Source organism: Sulfurospirillum barnesii SES-3, from assembly GCF_000265295.1.
GTDB classification, from domain to species: domain Bacteria; phylum Campylobacterota; class Campylobacteria; order Campylobacterales; family Sulfurospirillaceae; genus Sulfurospirillum; species Sulfurospirillum barnesii.
Genome location: NC_018002.1, coordinates 1,151,546 through 1,168,887, shown reverse-complemented (window position 1 = coordinate 1,168,887; position 17,342 = coordinate 1,151,546). Strand labels below are relative to the sequence as shown.

General features: G+C 39.3%; 15 protein-coding genes and 1 pseudogene. 4 read left to right on the top strand and 12 right to left on the bottom strand.

Going from position 1 to position 17,342, the window contains the following annotated elements; all coding sequences use genetic code 11:
* Positions 1–24: 24 nt before the first annotated feature.
* On the bottom strand, positions 25–696 hold the full coding sequence (locus tag SULBA_RS05940; protein WP_245391448.1) for a hypothetical protein: 672 nt from the start codon (positions 694–696) through the stop codon (positions 25–27).
* On the opposite strand from SULBA_RS05940, the gene SULBA_RS05935 reads away from it, so the two are divergent.
* Complete coding sequence (locus SULBA_RS05935; RefSeq protein WP_014769373.1) at positions 688–1,293, top strand: MarC family protein; 606 nt, start codon at positions 688–690, stop codon at positions 1,291–1,293. The genes SULBA_RS05940 and SULBA_RS05935 overlap by 9 nt on opposite strands.
* Before the next feature lie 63 nt (positions 1,294–1,356).
* Positions 1,357–2,556, top strand: a complete 1,200-nt coding sequence (locus SULBA_RS05930; protein WP_014769372.1) for a cation:proton antiporter — start codon at positions 1,357–1,359, stop codon at positions 2,554–2,556.
* Positions 2,557–2,608: 52 nt separating this feature from the next.
* Here the strand turns inward: SULBA_RS05930 and SULBA_RS05925 are convergent.
* From SULBA_RS05925 to SULBA_RS05900, 6 genes and pseudogenes are all read right to left on the bottom strand, one after another.
* A pseudogene (locus SULBA_RS05925) lies at positions 2,609–3,827 on the bottom strand (dicarboxylate/amino acid:cation symporter).
* Positions 3,828–4,046: 219 nt separating this feature from the next.
* Positions 4,047–5,369: a Na+/H+ antiporter family protein gene (locus SULBA_RS05920; RefSeq protein ID WP_014769371.1), complete on the bottom strand. Its 1,323-nt coding sequence runs from the start codon at positions 5,367–5,369 to the stop codon at positions 4,047–4,049.
* 136 nt (positions 5,370–5,505) lie between these two features.
* Positions 5,506–7,857: a phosphoketolase family protein gene (locus tag SULBA_RS05915; RefSeq protein ID WP_014769370.1), complete on the bottom strand. Its 2,352-nt coding sequence runs from the start codon at positions 7,855–7,857 to the stop codon at positions 5,506–5,508.
* A gap of 70 nt (positions 7,858–7,927) precedes the next feature.
* Entirely contained in the window at positions 7,928–9,013 is a 1,086-nt protein-coding gene (locus tag SULBA_RS05910; protein ID WP_014769369.1) for a glycoside hydrolase family 3 protein, read from the bottom strand.
* 35 nt (positions 9,014–9,048) lie between these two features.
* On the bottom strand, positions 9,049–9,717 hold the full coding sequence (locus tag SULBA_RS05905) for a tRNA-uridine aminocarboxypropyltransferase (RefSeq protein WP_014769368.1): 669 nt from the start codon (positions 9,715–9,717) through the stop codon (positions 9,049–9,051).
* Positions 9,718–9,995: 278 nt separating this feature from the next.
* A complete protein-coding gene (locus tag SULBA_RS05900) occupies positions 9,996–10,367 on the bottom strand; it encodes a winged helix-turn-helix transcriptional regulator (protein WP_014769366.1) in 372 nt (123 codons plus the stop codon).
* A gap of 130 nt (positions 10,368–10,497) precedes the next feature.
* On the opposite strand from SULBA_RS05900, the gene SULBA_RS05895 reads away from it, so the two are divergent.
* Together SULBA_RS05895 and SULBA_RS05890 are read left to right on the top strand one after the other, a co-directional pair.
* Positions 10,498–11,091, top strand: coding sequence for an NAD(P)H-dependent oxidoreductase (locus tag SULBA_RS05895; protein WP_014769365.1), 594 nt, complete (start codon positions 10,498–10,500; stop codon positions 11,089–11,091).
* A 3-nt stretch (positions 11,092–11,094) separates the two neighbouring features.
* Positions 11,095–11,850 carry a nitroreductase family protein gene (locus SULBA_RS05890; protein WP_014769364.1) on the top strand — a complete coding sequence of 252 codons (756 nt, stop codon included), beginning with the start codon at positions 11,095–11,097 and terminating at the stop codon, positions 11,848–11,850.
* Positions 11,851–11,902: 52 nt separating this feature from the next.
* Here SULBA_RS05890 and SULBA_RS05885 read toward each other — a convergent pair whose 3' ends face one another.
* From SULBA_RS05885 to SULBA_RS05865, 5 genes are all read right to left on the bottom strand, one after another.
* On the bottom strand, positions 11,903–13,378 hold the full coding sequence (locus tag SULBA_RS05885) for a DASS family sodium-coupled anion symporter (RefSeq protein ID WP_014769363.1): 1,476 nt from the start codon (positions 13,376–13,378) through the stop codon (positions 11,903–11,905).
* 191 nt (positions 13,379–13,569) lie between these two features.
* A complete protein-coding gene (locus SULBA_RS05880; protein WP_014769362.1) occupies positions 13,570–14,961 on the bottom strand; it encodes an aldehyde dehydrogenase family protein in 1,392 nt (463 codons plus the stop codon).
* A 53-nt stretch (positions 14,962–15,014) separates the two neighbouring features.
* A complete protein-coding gene (locus tag SULBA_RS12735) occupies positions 15,015–15,449 on the bottom strand; it encodes a universal stress protein (protein ID WP_014769361.1) in 435 nt (144 codons plus the stop codon).
* Between the two features lie 11 nt (positions 15,450–15,460).
* On the bottom strand, positions 15,461–16,786 hold the full coding sequence (locus tag SULBA_RS05870) for a TRAP transporter large permease (RefSeq protein WP_014769360.1): 1,326 nt from the start codon (positions 16,784–16,786) through the stop codon (positions 15,461–15,463).
* Entirely contained in the window at positions 16,776–17,318 is a 543-nt protein-coding gene (locus SULBA_RS05865; RefSeq protein WP_014769359.1) for a TRAP transporter small permease subunit, read from the bottom strand. Before SULBA_RS05865 ends, SULBA_RS05870 begins: the two co-directional genes overlap by 11 nt.
* Positions 17,319–17,342: the final 24 nt, after the last annotated feature.

Sequence of the window (17,342 nt, the reverse complement as noted above, 5' to 3'; positions counted from 1 at the left end):
GGCTTGACTTCTTTTTTTCTCTGTTTACATGTAAAGGTATTTTCCATATAAACTTAAATAAACCCCTAACAAAGATGTTAAGCCTTCTTCTAAAAGGGCTTGCTCATCATCATTAAAAATCAATGCCATTAAGCTTACATGTAAAGACTGCGCAAACGTGACCAAATGCTCTGGTGTTAGCTCTTTTTGCTCCTCTTTTGCAAAGACGAAAAAAAGTGCTAGCGCACGATTTATACCTACAACATAAGCTAAAAGATTTTCATAAATACTTTTTTCAGCAGGCTCAAGCTGAGAGATAAAAAGCTCTAAAGAAACATTTAAAAAACTTTTTTTCTTTGGAAAATTGCTTTGTAAAAGTGTCATAAAAAGCGTTTTTTTGGCTTCATTGAGTGCTTCAGGTAAAGATTTTTGCAAACACATATCAAGCTGTTGAATACCCTCTTCTTCATTGCTAGGAACACGCAAGGAGTGATGTTTAAGTAAAGCACAGATGTGTGCCTGTGTAAAATGCGTAGGTGTATACAAGGAACATTCACTAAGGTTTTCTACTAGGCGTGGATAGAATGGGTTTTCTTTGCTTTTCGCAAGGTATTCGGTTAAGTAAAGTATCTCTTTTTTCATACGTTTATTCTGCCAAAGTGCAACTGAAAAAGTGCTATAATACCCGCTTTTTAAAGGAGTAATTTCATGATTCATCTCTCAGCATTTTTTGCTATTTTTGTTAAATTCTTTTTCATTATGACACCGTTTTTTGTGACTACCATTTTTTTATCTATGACCAAAGGGATTGATGAGGGTGATAAAAAACGTCTTGCCATCAAGGTCACCTTAGCGATTTCTATCACCTGTCTTATTATTCTCTTTTTTGGTAAGTATATTTTTGAGCTTTTTGGTATTACTCTGGATGCTTTTCGTATTGGAGCGGGAGCACTTTTATTTTTAACCGCTGTTGATTTGGTTCAAAAAGATGTCAATGCTGAACCAACATGTAAAGCCGATATTTTAAAACATGCGGTTGTGCCTTTAGCCATTCCTGTCACTGTAGGACCTGGTACGGTGGGTGCGTTAATGGTCATGGGTGCAGATATGAATGGCTTTGATGATATGCTGCTAGGTTCGGGAGCGCTCTTATGTGCTATTATGAGTATTGGTGTGCTTCTTTACCTCTCAGGACATATTGAAAAACTGATTGGTCGCACAGGATTGATTGTGCTCAGTAAGATAACAGGTCTTGTTTTAGCCGCACTGGCTGCTCAACTTATTTTTACAGGGATAAAAAACTTTTTTCATTAAGAGCGAATTAATTGGAGTAAGACTACTATTGGTTTGATTATCCTTTAAAATCAAGGACAACAGATGCAAATTCATGAGTTTTTTTTATCGCTTTTTTTGATTTTAATTGTTGCACGCTTTTTGAGCGAACTTTTTGCAAAATACGGCATTCCTTCTGTCTTAGGAGAACTCTTAGCAGGGGTTCTTTTAGGCTCTTCTGTTTTTGGTTTAATTACTCCCAATGAAGTGTTAAAAATATTAGCTGAGATTGGTATTATCTTGCTTTTATTTGAAGTGGGCTTAGAAACTGATTTTCATAGACTCAAAGATGCGGGCATGAAATCATTTACGGTTGCTATATTGGGGGTTGTTCTTCCTTTTATCTGTGGATTTTTACTAGCCTATTATCTTTTTAACCTCTCCTTTGATATTTCTCTTTTTATTGGAGGAACGCTCACTGCAACGAGTATTGGTATTACGCTAAGGGTGCTTAAAGACATTCATATGGAACAGACCAATATTGCTCAAATTGTCATTGGTGCAGCGGTCATTGATGATATTATTGGAATAATTTTATTGGTCTTTATTTATGATTTTTCCATTGCACAAGAGGTAAGTTTTCAACACACACTCTCCGTAACGACGATGGTGGTCTCTTTTTTAATTTTAGCCCCCATTCTTGCAAAAGTACTCTCCTTTCTTATTCATAAATTCCACGCAAAGATGCTTGTTCCAGGGTACATTCCAACGATTATTATCTCTTTGATTCTTATCTTCTCCTATTTTTCGCATATGGTAGGAGCGCCTGCCATTTTAGGCTCGTTTGCAGCAGGTGTTGCCCTTTCTCGTCGTTTCTTTCTTCCTTTTGGAACCGCTCTTGGAACCAACGAGCAACTGCTTAACGATGTTAAGGTCAATATGACCCCTATTATTCAAATTTTTACCCCTATTTTCTTTGTTATGGTGGGTCTTTCGTTGAATTTAAGGGTCATTGACTTTAGTTCTGGTACGTTTTGGATTATGAGCTTAAGCTTTATCTTTCTAGCGTTTTTAACAAAATTTGCAGGGGCATTTTTTATCTTTCAAAAATCCATTCGCAATAACGCTCTTATTGGTGTTTCCATGATTCCACGTGGCGAAGTGGGACTTATTTTTGCTGAGATGGGACGTATCAATGGTGTATTGCCTAATGAGATTTATGCCATGTTGATTTTTGTGATTGTCATTACCACGGTGATTCCGCCGTTTATTTTGAAGCACTATTTTAAAGCAGAGTGTGTTTAAGAGTGTTTACATGTAAGGCATTTGCCTTACATGTAAATCTACTTACATCTTTTTATTCAACGTTGTCTTGATTGTAAATTTTCTCGTCTAGTTCACCTTCACTCTTGGCGACTAAAACAGAAACCATCGCATCGCCTGTAACATTCACAGTCGTTCGAGCCATATCTAAGATTCTATCGATTCCTGCAATAATCGCAACACCCTCCAAAGGAAGACCAACAGATGTTAATACCAATGAAAGCATAATAAGACCCGCCCCTGGCACACCTGCCGTTCCAATAGAAGCGAGTGTTGCGGTGATAATAATGGTTAAGTAATTCGCAAAGCTTAAGTCTACTCCAAAAGCTTGCGCAACAAACATGACACAAACCCCTTGATAAAGTGCGGTTCCATCCATGTTGATAGTTGCACCCAATGGTAAAACAAAACTTGCAATTGGTTTTGAAACACCGAGGTTGTGAATGGTATTGCTCGTAGTCACTGGCAATGTTCCTGAACTACTGGTGGTTGTAAAAGCAACACTTTGTGCGGATAAAATACCCTTAAAGAATTTAACAGGACTGAGTTTTGCAAACACGGCTATACCACCACCCATGGTAAGAGCCATATGAATCAAAGAAGCCACATACACACACGCAATGACTTTACCAAGGCTTAATACCATACGATGCAGAAACCCATGCCATCAAACCAAAAACACCAATAGGCGCAAAAGAGATAACAATCTCAGTCATTTTAAACATCGCTTCTGAAAACGATTCAAAAAATGCCGCAACAGGTTTGCCTTTTTCACCTGCTAGGTTAATGGAAATACCTAAAAAGATAGCAAAAACGATAATTTGTAAAATATCACCTTTCATCAAACTGTTTAATGGGTTTGAGGGGATAAGCGCTAAGAGCGTTTCCATTAATGGTGGCGCACTTTTAGCATTCATTGCAGCTGCACTCTCTAGTGAAACACCAGAACCTGGTTCAAATACAATACCAAATGCCAAACCAATTGCAACCGCAATGGCTGTTGTAACCAAATAGATAGAAAACGTCTTTAGACCAATACGACGCATCTTTCCAATATCTTCCATAGAAGTAATACCCGTAACCAATGTTACGAAAATCAAAGGCACAATCAACATCTTAATCATGTTAATAAAGAGTGTTCCCAAAGGTTTCAACATCAATGCTGTCTCTTTAAATAAAAGACCGACAACCAAACCTAAACAAAGACCAATAAAGATCTTCTTCCAAAGCGCTAAGTGTTTCCACCATGCCATCATTTTTCTTCCTTTTTATAAGATAAATTTATTTTAAAAACCCAAAGCGACCCGAAAGAGACTTTTTCTTTTTTGAAACCAAAATCAAGCGCTAAAAAAAGACTCTTGTGTATATTCGCTACATTTTAGTGAGAAAAAAAGTTACAGTCTAAAAATGAAATCTCAAAATTGTTAAGTAAAGTGACATTTCGTGAATTCAGCTTTACATGTAAAAGCATCTTAAAGCACCATCGCCGCAATCCATCCAAAAAGAATCAATGGAATATTATAGTGAATAAACGTAGGCACAACCGTATCCCAAATATGATCATGTTGACCATCCACATTTAAACCCGATGTAGGTCCTAATGTGGTATCAGATGCAGGAGAACCTGCATCACCCAAGGCTGCTGCCGCACCCACAAGCGCAATGGTTGCTAGAGGCGAAAAGCCAAATTCTACACATAAAGGTACATAAATGGTTGCAATAATCGGAATGGTTGAAAAGGATGAGCCAATACCCATGGTAATTAAAAGTCCCACAAGAAGCATCAAAAAAGCAAGTAATGCTTTATTGCTCCCGATAAGTAATGATACAGAATTAACAAGTGAGCTGACCCCTTGTGTGGCTTTCATCACTTCTGCAAATCCACTCGCTGCAATCATAATAAAACCTATCATGCCCATCATGTAGACACCTTTGGTAAAGACATCGTGCGTTTGATTGGCTTTGACAACCCCACCCATAACAAAGACCACTAAACCCGCTAAAGAACCTACAATAATGGAATCACTGTAAAGTTGCAAAGAGAGTGCTAAGACAATCGCAACAAGAGCAGTCCCTACATGTAAAACATTTAATGTGCGGGCTTCTGGTTGGGTATCTAATATTTTTTGAACCGAATAATGGCGTGGTTTTTTATAGGTGATAAAAATAGCCACCAAAAGACCTAAAAACATTCCAAAAACAGGAATCATCATACCCACAGGCATTTGAGCCGATGTGACCATCATGCCATTTTCAACAATGTTTTTTAAAAGAATATTATTGAGAAAAATACCACCAAAGCCAACGGGCAATAACATATACGTAGCGGTTAAGCCAAAAGCAATCACACATGCCACCATACGCCTATCAATGTGAAGTTGTGCCATCGTATGTAAAAGCGGTGGAATCAAAATCGGGATAAACGCAATGTGAACAGGAATTAGATTTTGTGAACTAATAGCAACCAGTAAAATAGCACTTAAAAGGGTTGCTTTTAAATAACTTCTTTGTGTGGGTGTTGCCTCTTTACCCATTTTTTTAATCACATAGCGTGCTAAAACATCGGTAATACCTGAATGCGAAATGGCAACAGCAAAAGCACCTAACATCGCATAGCTCAATGCAATGGTAGCCCCACCGCCTAGTCCTTTATTAAAAGCACTCATTGTCTCACTCAAAGGCAACCCTGCAATAAATCCTCCCAAAAGGGCACTCAATGTTAGCGCAACCACAACATTTACCCGTAAAAGACTCAGTGCTAACATCAAAAGGACAGAAACGACAACAGGATTCATTCAATTTCCTTAAAAAATTCTAAATATTTAAAATAAAACTTAAAGTTATAGCAAAACTGCTCTAAAAGCGAAATTAAAGAGCGAAGTCTACCTCTTTTTCTTTACATGTAAAAGAGGTAGAGTGCTTAAAAATGCATCATTCCCACTTCCACGTTAAAATTTCTGGCATATCAATGCCATACTCCTCAATATATGCCTTATGTTCAGCCAGCTTTGCAGACATTTTTTGGCATACTTCCTCTTGATAGGGTTTCATTTTAGGCACACGATGCATCACATCCATTACCAGATGAAACCTATCGGTATCATTTAAAACCACCATATCAAACGGGGTTGTGGTCGTGCCCTCCTCTTTGTAACCTCTTACATGTAAATGTTCATGGTGCGCTCGTTTGTATGCCAAACGATGAATCAACCACGGGTAGCCATGGTACGCAAAAATCGTAGGAACATCTTTGGGGAAAAGCGCATTATACGCTTCGTGTGTCCATCCGTGAGGGTGTTCTTCTTTGGGTTGTAAAGCCATTAAATCAACAACATTAACCACCCAAATCTTCAAGCTTGGTACAAGCACCCTTAAAAGACTCACTGCGGCTAAGGTTTCAAGTGTAGGCACATCGCCACAACATGCCATGACCACATCAGGCTTATCTTTATCACTCGCCCACTCCCAAATGCCCATGCCTTTTTCACAATGCGCTATGGCATCATTCATGTTCAGCCACTGCACTTCAGGCTGTTTGCCCGCCACAATAACATTAATGCAATCCCTGCTTTTCAAACACCAATCGCCCACCCATAAAAGGGTATTGGCATCGGGTGGAAAATAGACATTGATAATGTGTGCTTTTTTGTTCACCACGACATCAATAAATCCAGGGTCTTGATGTGAAAATCCATTATGGTCTTGTCGCCAAACATGTGAGGTTAAAAGATAATTGAGTGCAGCAATGGGTTTTCGCCACGGTATTTCACGACTGGTCACTTTAAGCCATTTAGCATGTTGGTTAAACATCGAATCAACAATATGAATAAACGCCTCATAACACGAGAAAAAGCCATGACGACCTGTCAACAAATACCCCTCAAGCCACCCTTGGCAGGTGTGTTCTGAGAGTATCTCCATCACACGACCATCCGAACTTAGGTGCTCATCAAAGCTGTTTTTTTCAGCCATCCAGACACGATTGGTCACTTCAAAGAGTGCGCTTAAACGATTGGATGCCGTTTCATCAGGGCCAAACACACGGAAATTTTGCATATTTTCTCGCATAACATCCCGCAAATAATACCCCAAAATGCGTGTAGCCTCGGCACTACTTTGAGTAGGAGCAGGAACATTCACCGCATACGCTGTAAAATCAGGTAGCACTAACGGCTTAAGTAACTGCCCACCGTTGGTATATACATTGGCACCCATACGTTTTTCACCTTTGGGTGCTAACGAAGCAATGTGCGCAAAGAGTTTTCCCTTCTCATCAAAAAGCGCTTCAGGCTTATAACTTTTCAGCCATTTTTCTAAAATAGTAATGTGCTCAGGTTTGCTCTCTAAAGAGGAAAGAGGTACTTGATGCGACCTCCAGTGCCCCTCTGTTTTGAGTCCATCGACTTCTTTAGGGCCAGTCCAGCCTTTAGGCGTTCGTAAAATCAGCATCGGCCAGCGTGGACGCTCATGGGAATCTAACGTACGTGCATTGTGCCAAATCGTTTTAATCTTCTGCACCATTTCATCTAAAACTGCTGCCATTCTTTGATGCATAAGTTCTGGCTCATCACCCTCAACAAAATAAGGCTCATATCCATAACCACAAAATAGCTCTTCTAACTCTTCATGCGAAATACGGGCGAGGATGGTTGGATTGGCAATTTTATAACCATTAAGATGCAAAATAGGCAAAACCACACCATCACGTTTGGGGTCTAAAAATTTATTGGAGTGCCATGCAGCAGCCAGTGGTCCTGTCTCCGCCTCCCCATCGCCTATCACACAACATGCTATTAAATCTTTCGTGTCAAAAACCGCTCCATAGGCATGGGAGAGTGCATAGCCAAGCTCACCTCCCTCATGAATCGAACCAGGTGTTTGAGGTGCAGCATGACTAGGAATACCGCCTGGAAAGGAGAACTGTTTAAAGAGCTTTTGAAGACCCTCTTCATCGTGTGAAATTTCAGGATACACTTCACTGTAAACCCCTTCTAAATAGGTCTGTGCTACCACCGAAGGTCCTCCATGCCCTGGCCCTGCGATAAAAAGCATATTTAAATCGTACTGATTGATAAGGCGGTTCATATGGGTATAGATAAAATTAAGCCCAGGAGTTGTCCCCCAATGCCCTAAAAGACGAGGTTTGATATGTTTTATGCTAAGAGGCTCTTTGAGCAAAGGATTGTCCAATAGGTAAATCTGCCCCACACTTAAATAATTCGATGCCCTCCAATAAGCATCCACTTGCGCTAAAGCTTCCAAAGAGAGTGGATTTTGTTTCATGATCTGCTCCTAAGACGTAATTTTTCATTGTAACAAAAACAAGGACATAGACCCTTTACATGTAAAGGATTTAATGCCTTAGGTGTTCTATACGCGTATTGGCTTCACGAATACGTTGCAGTGAAATAGCACCACTTTTGACTTGTGTGGCAATCGTCTCAATAATCTCATGGGTAGATGTGTATGAGAGCTGATTGCCAAAAAGAAGCATATCCACCCCTGAATTAATGGCTAAGGTTATGGCATCCTTTAGGGAGTAATCGTTCGCAATGGCTTGCATGTGCATATCATCACTGACCAACACACCCTTAAAGCCTAGCGTTTGTCTTAGCAAAAGCGTATTGGTCGCATACGAAAGCGTTGCAGGATAGTTCTTATCAAGCTTTGCATTAAAAACATGTGCTGACATAATCATTGAGGCTTTCTCTTGTGCTATAAGCATTCGATAGGGGTCTAATTCTACTTCACTCCACGTTTGCGTTACATCGACAAATCCCAAATGTGAATCCTCAAAGGAGGAGCCATGTCCTGGAAAATGCTTGAGCACACCCGTAATATTATGCTCCACAAAGGATTCTAACATCACTCCCGCATACGAAACAACACGGTGTGGCTCTGTGCCATACGAGCGCTCCAAACCTACGATAACACTGTTTTTGGGATTAAGAGAAAGATCCACATCAGGAGCAAAATTACAATTAATACCATGTTCACGCAGCATCAACGCTAAAGCGTCATACGTCTCTTTGGCTTTTTCCAATGACTCGCTTGCTACTTTTAATGCAGAGGGCGTTTGCACAAAACCGTAAGAAGGTTTCAGCCGTGCCACCTTTCCACCTTCTTGATCCACACAAATGAGCAGAGGTGTTTTAGCAGAAGCTTTAAGCGTATGTGTGAGTGCTTTGAGTTGTTCTGAGGAGCGAATATTTTTAACACGACTTTTATCAGTATAAAAGCGGTCAAACAAAATGACTCCCCCCAGCTCATAACGCTCAATTGCTTCCACAATAGGGCTGGTGGCAACCAGCTTTTCTTCCTCAAAACCCACGATAAGCATATGCCCTATCATCTTTTTTAAAGCTTCATCCTCTGGCATCGCATGCAGTGGCAATGAATAAAAAAACAACCCTATGAAAACAAGAGTGATTCTGCGCACGCCTATCCTTTGATTTTTAAAAAATTATAGCGCAGTTACAATGTTTTAGGCTTGAATCTAAGTGCATGATGCGAAGAGGCTTCAATACACGCTAGTTGGTACTCAACCATCGCATAAAAAGGGCGAAGGAAGTCTTCTAATTGTGTTGGACAGATGCTTTCATGATGCCACTCATGAAGAAGTTCTAATACCCGAAGCGTCGATTCAATGGTGGATAAACAATACGCCAAAGGTTGCTCTTTAATTCTAAACGCTGAAGGTTTTGTCGCATCAAAACTAATATGTGTAAGGGAGTGTAAATTCATACTCTCTCGCATCATTTTAAGCGAACATGCCCATGTCGAATCAATGAGAAAAATCGCCATAGGTCTCTTTACATGTAAAGCTTTTTTTTCCAGAAGATTTGTGTGAGTAAGGTTGATAGCATGAGGAGATGGGTAGAGAATAAAACTCTCATGCGTTGCGATAATCTCATTAATGCGTGCATTGTCACTAAAGTCAATCCCCATAAAAAGCTCAGAATTTGGTAAAGAGAGATGCGTCAAATGCCCCGTCCCATTTTTGGTCTTTTTAAACTCTTTTGGGTGCATTAAAATGATGAATTTAGTGTGCGTATTAATGGGACGAATATGACGACACATACACGAACTTTTGGGTCTATAACAGCGGTAACATTTTTCTCTATTCCCATAAAATGTCTGCATTTTTCACCTTAAAATAAGACTCATTATACTCAAATCTCTCTCAGAATAAAACGCCCACAAGAGAGGCTTTTAGTCTTTAAGCTAAACTCCTATAAAATAAGGAGCGTTTTAACCAACATTCAAAAAGGAGAAAGCATGGCAAAAAGTAAAGATGTTAAAAAAGAAGTCAAGAAGAAGCCCGAAAAATCGTTAAAAGAAAAACGTGAAGAGAAAAAAGCAAAAAAAGCGTAATACATTGTATGCACAAGAGGGATAACACTTCCTCCTGTGCACTTCTTTTAGTTGCTAAATTTTACTTCACAAGCATTCATTTTTGTAACTTCTCCACACTCTTTTACATACAAAATACCCCACTCAAACATCTCTTTAAGCACAGGTCTAAGTTTTTCTCCAATAGGTGTGAGCGAATAGACAACTTTAGGAGGAATTTCTGGAAAAACAACCCGTTTGATGAGGTGTTTTTCTTCCAAATCCCTTAACTTAATGGTGAGTGTTTTTTGTGTAATCTCAGAGACCTCTTCAAACAACTCTTTGTAACGCTTTTCACCCTCAAGCAAATGCCAAATAATGCCTAATTTCCATTTGTCATTGAAAATATCTTGTACGATTGAAACCGAGCAGATATACTCCTTGCCGTTAACATAATACATGACATTCCTTTTTTTGTACGTATTATAACACAGTATCTATTTTTCATCATTACATTACTAAAGTATCGTAAGAGTATTTTAAGTAGAGCCATTTTATACTTCATAAAGCACTTCAAAAAAAAGGAAACGTATGAAAAATGTACTGATTATCAACGGCCACCAATACTACCCAAATATTGCAGAGGGTAAACTCACACAAATGTATGTCGATACCGCAGAGAGTTTTTTAAAAACAAACGGTTTTAACGTCAAACATGCCAAAGCCGAAAGCGACTATAATCCTCTTGAAGAGGTTGAAAAGTTTAAGTGGGCAGATTTTTTTATCATTCAATACCCTGTTTATTGGATGGGCACACCATGGATGATGAAAAAATACATTGATGAAGTCTTTTCAGCAGGAACGAATAATGGCATTTATGCCAATGATGGAAGAAGCAGAAGTGATGCGAGCAAACGCTACGGCAGTGGAGGATTAATGCAAGGCAAACAATACATGCTCTCTTTAACCTATAACTGCCCAAGCTCAGAATTTAGCAACAAAGCAGGCTTTTTTGATGGCCTTAGCCTTGATGAAGCCAACATCGCTACACATAAAACATGGCAATTTTGCGGCGCAAAACCCATGCAAACCTACTCTGTGCATGACATTTTTAAAGGTGATTTGAACATTGAAATGGAAAAAGTTAAATTTATTGATATTTTGTCCAAAAACTTTTTAGGATGAGGCATGGAAAATCAAACCCTTAAGCAGCTGCAAAACCGAAAATCGATTCGCCATTTTACAGGCGAAGCAGTCAGTAAAGAAGACTTAGAGACTATCTTTAAAACAGCACAGCGTGCACCTACTTCCATTAATGGACAACAAATCAGCCTAATTTATACCCGTGATAAAGAAAAGCTAAAAACCATTGCAGAACTGTGTGGTGGGCAAACGCACATTGCCACTGCCGATGTTTTTGTAGGTGTTGTTATTGATTTTAACCGCACAGATATTATTGTTGAAAGTATTGGAAAAAAGCAGATTATTGAACAAAGCGCTGAGGGCATTATGGTTGGTGCAGTGGATGCTGGCATTATGCTACACGCTCTACAAGTTGCAGCAGAAGCTTTGGGCTATGGAACAACAGCTATTGGAGGGGTAAGAAAAGACTCTGATGCTATCATTGAGATTTTTAATCTTCCTAAAAAGACTTTTTTAGCAGTAGGTTGTACCATTGGAGTCCCCACACAAGAAGCTAAAAATGCTCCACTCAAACCACGTATTTCACTGGAAAGTTTTGTGATGCAAGAGACCTATGATAGAGAGAAAGTACGCAATGGTGTGCTCGGGTATGAGCAAATACTCAAAACATTTCGTGATACTACAGGCAGTGGTTCAATGCCAACGTATGCAAAGATAACCTCTAGCAACTATGCCGATGTTTACTACCGAAAAACTGCAAAAAGCTTAGTCGCACAAGGGTTCGCATTTAAAGATGAATAGGTTTACATGTAATCCTATTTTAGGATGAGCCCTATAGCTCATCCTGATTCTCTTATCCTGCGATATAAGGATAAATAAATTTTATCCAAGGAAGCCCAATCACTAAGAAAACACCAAGATAAATAATTCCAAAAATAGCTCCAAGTTTCCAAAACTCTGGTCCTGTAACATATCCACTGGCAAACCAAACAGGGCTATGACCTGTGCCATACGGTGTTAAAACACCCATGATACCCATAGGAAGCAGTAATAAAAGCATCGTTTGAGATGGATCCGTATTAGGAATAGAGATAGCTAAAACCGTAAAGAGTCCAACCATTGCTGTAACATAGGCTGTTCCTGAGGCAAAGAAATAACGTAAGATACTAAAGGCAATAATAAGACCAAGTACTGCCATAAACGGTGTTAAGCCATGTAAATAACTACCTGTTGCTTTGGCAATCCAATCCAAAAATCCAACATTTTTAAGTCCTGCTGCCATTGTCACAAGCGTTGCAAACCATGTTAAAACATTCCATGCAGGTTTATTTCCTAAAAAATCATTCCATGAAATAATTTTCGCTGCAATCATTAAAACAATCACAATCAGTGCTGTTGTTGTTGCATTAATTCCAAAAGCAGAACTACCAATCCAAAGCACTAAAGCAAGTACTGAAATAGTAAGCATAAAAATTTCACTTTTACTAATTTTTCCCAATTTGTGTAATTCTTCACCAGCCCATTTTGAAATAATGGGTGAGCCCTTAATTTCTGGTGGATAGATCCATAATGCAAGAAGTGGGGTTAATGCAAAAAGGACAATACCTACAGGAGCAAAAGCAATAAACCAACCCATCCAACTAACCGTATGTACACCCGCTTTTGAGGCCAATTCAAGAGCAAGCGGGTTGGGTGCTTGACCTGTTAAAAAGATAGAACTAGAAACACATGTGGTTGCGAGTGAAACCCAAATAAGATAGGCACCAATTTTTCGAGCATCTTTTTCAGGATAACTCTCAAACATAGGTGGAATACTTGTAACAATTGGATAAATTGTTCCACCACTTCGAGCTGCATTACTAGGTATAAATGGTGCTAAAGCAAGATCAGCTAGTGCAATAGCATAACCTAGTCCTAGGGTTGAAGTCCCTAATTTATTCACAAGCAAAAAAGCGATTCGTTTACCAAGACCGCTGTTATGATAACCAATGCCGATCATAAAAGCTGCAAAGATAAGCCATACAACAGCATTCGAAAAGCCACTAAGACCCCAATTAATAGCAACTGCTGATTTAATAAGAGCACCATCTTTCCCTGAACCAACAGGACCCACCTTAAACAATACAGCTAATACAACAGCAATAATACCTATCAATGCAGGGGGAATAGGTTCTAAAATAAGACCCACAACAAGACCTGCAAAAATACTGGTGTAAAGCCAGGCATTTATGCTAAGACCTTCTGGTGTTGGACACATAAAAACGAAGAGACCCACAATAACAGGTGCAAGAAGTTTTGTATAATACTTTACATCAAAACCAGCTTCCATTTTATAACCTCCTTAATTTAATAAATTAATTTTATTAAATAAAAAATTGTAGCACAAAAAAACAAAAAAGTGTCAAATAATAAAAAAGGAGTCCTAAAATGAGGGGTTATTTAAGATTTATTCTAAGTAAAGAATCTTTACATGTAAAAAGGGAAAAGGCTACCTTTTCCCTTTTATCAATGAAGTTTGGATTATAAAACAGGCGATTTAATCACCATTAATTTTTGATTGGACATCTCTTCCATGGAATTGTGAATGCCTCCTAGTCCAAGACCAGAGGCTTTAGCGCCACCAAATGGCATCCAGTCAACCCTAAAAGCGGTATGGTCATTGACCATCACGGCTGTGCCATTTAAGCGTTTAACGGCTCTGAGTGCGGTATCAATATTTTTGGTAAAAATAGCCGCTTGGAACGATACTTCAAGTTGATTGGCGCGATCAAACGCCTCTTCAATATCTCTATACGAGTAGATACATACCACAGGAGCAAAAACCTCTTTAGTCGACACTAAAGCATCATCAGAGGGGTTTAAAATAACCGTTGGTTCATAACACGATGCGGAGATTCTTTTTCCACCTGTTAAAATTTTTCCACCTTTGGTGATGGCTTCATTGACCCACGCTTCTACTCTGTCTACTTCATCGTAATTGATCAATGGTCCCACTTCGGTTTTTGGGTCTAACTGATTACCAACAACAAGCTTTGATGCGTATTGGGTCAATTTTGAAGCAACCTCTTCTACAATGCTCTCGTGAACAAAGACGCGCTGAACCGATACACACACTTGACCTGCATGGTAAAAACCACCTTTGCCGATGGAGGGGATTAATTCATCAATATCTGCATCCGCTTCAACAATCACAGGGGCGACACCACCGTGTTCTAATGCCACACGGGTACCATTCGCCACTTTAGACTTTAAGTACCAACCCACAGCACCTGAGCCAATAAAGGTTAAAAAATTGATTTTAGGGGATGTTGCAAGAAGCTCTCCACCTTTTCGATCACACACAATCGCTTGTGCCCAACCTTTGGGAAGCCCCGCTTCTTCTAAAATCTCAACCAATCGAATCGCAGACATGGGTGTTTGTGTCGCAGGCTTGATAATCACAGAACACCCAACAGCAAGTGCTGGGATGACTTGGTGAATGGCTAAGTTTAGGGGGTGGTTAAACGCAGAAATGGCAGCGACCACACCAATAGGCTCTTTAAACGTATAGGCCATACGATTGGCAGATGAAGCCGTATGTCCCATCGCAATCTCTTTGCCCTCATGAACGCCTAATGCCTCAATCGCTAATTTAACCCCATTGATCGCTCGATTCACTTCAACTTTAGAATCCATCCACGGTTTGCCACCCTCTGAGGCGCACAGTTTGGTCAGTTCATCAATTTGAGACGACATGATTTTGACAACGTTTTCTAAAATCTCAACTCTTTTGTACTTTGGTAATGCGTTTTTGTGATCTAAAAATGTAGATTTTGCTAAATCTAACGCAGCTTCTACCTCCGCAGTAGAACCATAAGGAACCGTACCTACGACGCTTCCATCAAAGGGAGATGTCACTTCAATTGTATTCATTGTGTACCTTTTTCATTTTTATAATAACTTTCTTGCGAAATGAATTTTATAGCCTAATACTCCGTTAAACGGATCACAAAGACTGAACAATTCGCATGACGAATGACCCGTTCAGCCGTACTACTGATAAAATAGCTCCCAAGACCAGGTTTAGTTGCCATCATGACAATGGCATCTGCTTTCATTTTTTGCGCACTTTGAAGGATTTCTCTATGGACAACCCCTTCTTTGATTTTGAACGTTACTTTATCAAGAGGCAAAGCATGCTTCTTTGCAATGGCTTGTAACTCTTCCAATGCGAGCTGATTGGCGCTCTTATTTTGTGCTTCTTCTAAAATAGGCTGTACTGAGCCATGAATGAGATTTTCATTGACGTAAAACAGAGTCATCTTTCCATCCTCATCCAATACATTTAAAACCCCTTCAAACAATTTTTTGTGGTTCTCTTTGTAGGATAAATGAAGCGGTACTAAAATATTTTTAAACATTTTTACATCCTTTAACCCATAACTTTATTGGGTAGCCATAGAATTATATCAGGAAACACCATACAAAGAACCAGTACAGTAAGGTTCACAAGAATAAAAGGAGTAACGGATTTATAAATTTCTCCCATGCCTACTTCAGGGGGTGCAATACCCTTAAGATAAAACAGCGCAAAGCCATACGGAGGTGTTTGTACAGCAATCAGAATATTTATAATCATCAAAACACCAAACCAAATAGGATCATACCCCAAGGCAACTGCAATAGGTGTAAACAAAGGTGCACACATCAAGACAATAATAAACTCATCAATAATAAATCCCAAAAGCAGCATAATGATTTGAAACATGATAATAATCATGATAGGAGGTAAATCCAATCCTTGTGTAAAACCCGCAATCATCCCTTGAATGCCCATAAGCAAATGAAAATTGCTAAATACAGATGCCCCAAAGATAATCCACATCGCCACACTCACCAAAGCAGCGGTTTGAAAACCAACCAAGCGAAACATCTCCAGTTTAAAACGCTTGAAAAAGATAGCAAGCAATACCGCACCTGCAACCCCAAGTGCACCTGATTCTGTAGGTGTAGCAATACCACTCATAATACTTCCAAGCACAACAAAAATCAATCCAATGGAGAGCGTACCATCTGTTAAGACCTTGATTTTTTCTTTTGTGGTTAATTTTGGCAATCCCACTTCGGTTTCACTCAGTAATGGGGCACGTTCAGGATTGATTTTACAGCTGATAATAATATAGGCTACAATGAGCAGAATCGTAATCAAAGCAGGTGTCATTGCTCCTAGGAACATACGTCCCACTGAGTTTTGTGTCGATGCTGCAAACATAATCATCGGAATGCTAGGTGGAATTAAAATACCAAGTGCACCACCTGCCATAATTGTTCCCATCGCTAAACGTTTATCATAGCCTGCTGCTAACATCGGTTTTAGGGCAATACTACCTGAACTCATAATACCAGCCCCAATGATACCCACCATCGCTCCAATCATCGAACAGATAAACACAACGCTAATCGCCAATGAGCCACGAAGTTTACCAATGACCATTTGACTTGCTTTAAACATGGCATCGCCAATACCCGAATGGGTCAAAAGCTGCCCCATGTAAATATAAAGCGGGATGGCAAGTAAAATAAAACTAAAAAATGTTGACTCAACCGTTGTTGGAATCACATTAAAAATGCCCTCTCCCCACGTAAAATAGCCAATGAGCATGGCAATGCCACCTAAGGCTAATCCAACAGGAGCACCTAGGGCGAAAAAAATCAAGATAGAGCATAATAGAACAATCGTTAATAACTCAATACCCATTGGTTACTTCCTTTTCAAACAATTCTCGACCCGTTATTAAGTGATACAACTCTAGGATTATATCTTTCACTAACTGCATGATAAAAAGTGTACTGGCGATACATAACATGACCCAAAAATGCCACATGGCTGGAGCCCACTCACTTTCACGACGATAGTCATATTCTATAGCTTCATTAAATTTTCCAAAACTAACATAAAAAACGATAATAAGAAAAAAGATTCCCAAAGAGAATGAGATAAGATTAAAAATATTTTTAACATTTGGAGAGACGGTTATATAGAGAATATCAACATTGATATGCGCTTTTCGTTGTTGAGCGTACGCTCCACCAAGTGCAGCAATATAACCAAATAAAAAAAGAGAGGTGTCGTACGCCCATATCGTAGGCGCATTAAACAAATACCGTGCCGCTACTTCAAACACGACAATAAAGGCAAGAACGGGCATCATTACTGATGCCCCCTTGCCCAACCACATAATAATTTTATCGACCACGATGCAAAATAATTTCAAATTTTGTATCAACATGGTTGGCTCCTGTTCTCAAAATTG

Bases quoted from the DNA above. Each gene is read 5' to 3' on its own strand.
- SULBA_RS05935 (WP_014769373.1), top strand. From the start codon at position 688: ATGATTCATCTCTCAGCATTTTTTGCTATTTTTGTTAAATTCTTTTTC.
- SULBA_RS05940 (WP_245391448.1), bottom strand. From the start codon at position 696: ATGAATCATGAAATTACTCCTTTAAAAAGCGGGTATTATAGCACTTTT.
- SULBA_RS05930 (WP_014769372.1), top strand. From the start codon at position 1,357: ATGCAAATTCATGAGTTTTTTTTATCGCTTTTTTTGATTTTAATTGTT.
- SULBA_RS05920 (WP_014769371.1), bottom strand. From the start codon at position 5,369: ATGAATCCTGTTGTCGTTTCTGTCCTTTTGATGTTAGCACTGAGTCTT.
- SULBA_RS05915 (WP_014769370.1), bottom strand. From the start codon at position 7,857: ATGAAACAAAATCCACTCTCTTTGGAAGCTTTAGCGCAAGTGGATGCT.
- SULBA_RS05905 (WP_014769368.1), bottom strand. From the start codon at position 9,717: ATGCAGACATTTTATGGGAATAGAGAAAAATGTTACCGCTGTTATAGA.
- SULBA_RS05900 (WP_014769366.1), bottom strand. From the start codon at position 10,367: ATGTATTATGTTAACGGCAAGGAGTATATCTGCTCGGTTTCAATCGTA.
- SULBA_RS05895 (WP_014769365.1), top strand. From the start codon at position 10,498: ATGAAAAATGTACTGATTATCAACGGCCACCAATACTACCCAAATATT.
- SULBA_RS05890 (WP_014769364.1), top strand. From the start codon at position 11,095: ATGGAAAATCAAACCCTTAAGCAGCTGCAAAACCGAAAATCGATTCGC.
- SULBA_RS05885 (WP_014769363.1), bottom strand. From the start codon at position 13,378: ATGGAAGCTGGTTTTGATGTAAAGTATTATACAAAACTTCTTGCACCT.
- SULBA_RS05880 (WP_014769362.1), bottom strand. From the start codon at position 14,961: ATGAATACAATTGAAGTGACATCTCCCTTTGATGGAAGCGTCGTAGGT.
- SULBA_RS12735 (WP_014769361.1), bottom strand. From the start codon at position 15,449: ATGTTTAAAAATATTTTAGTACCGCTTCATTTATCCTACAAAGAGAAC.
- SULBA_RS05870 (WP_014769360.1), bottom strand. From the start codon at position 16,786: ATGGGTATTGAGTTATTAACGATTGTTCTATTATGCTCTATCTTGATT.
- SULBA_RS05865 (WP_014769359.1), bottom strand. From the start codon at position 17,318: ATGTTGATACAAAATTTGAAATTATTTTGCATCGTGGTCGATAAAATT.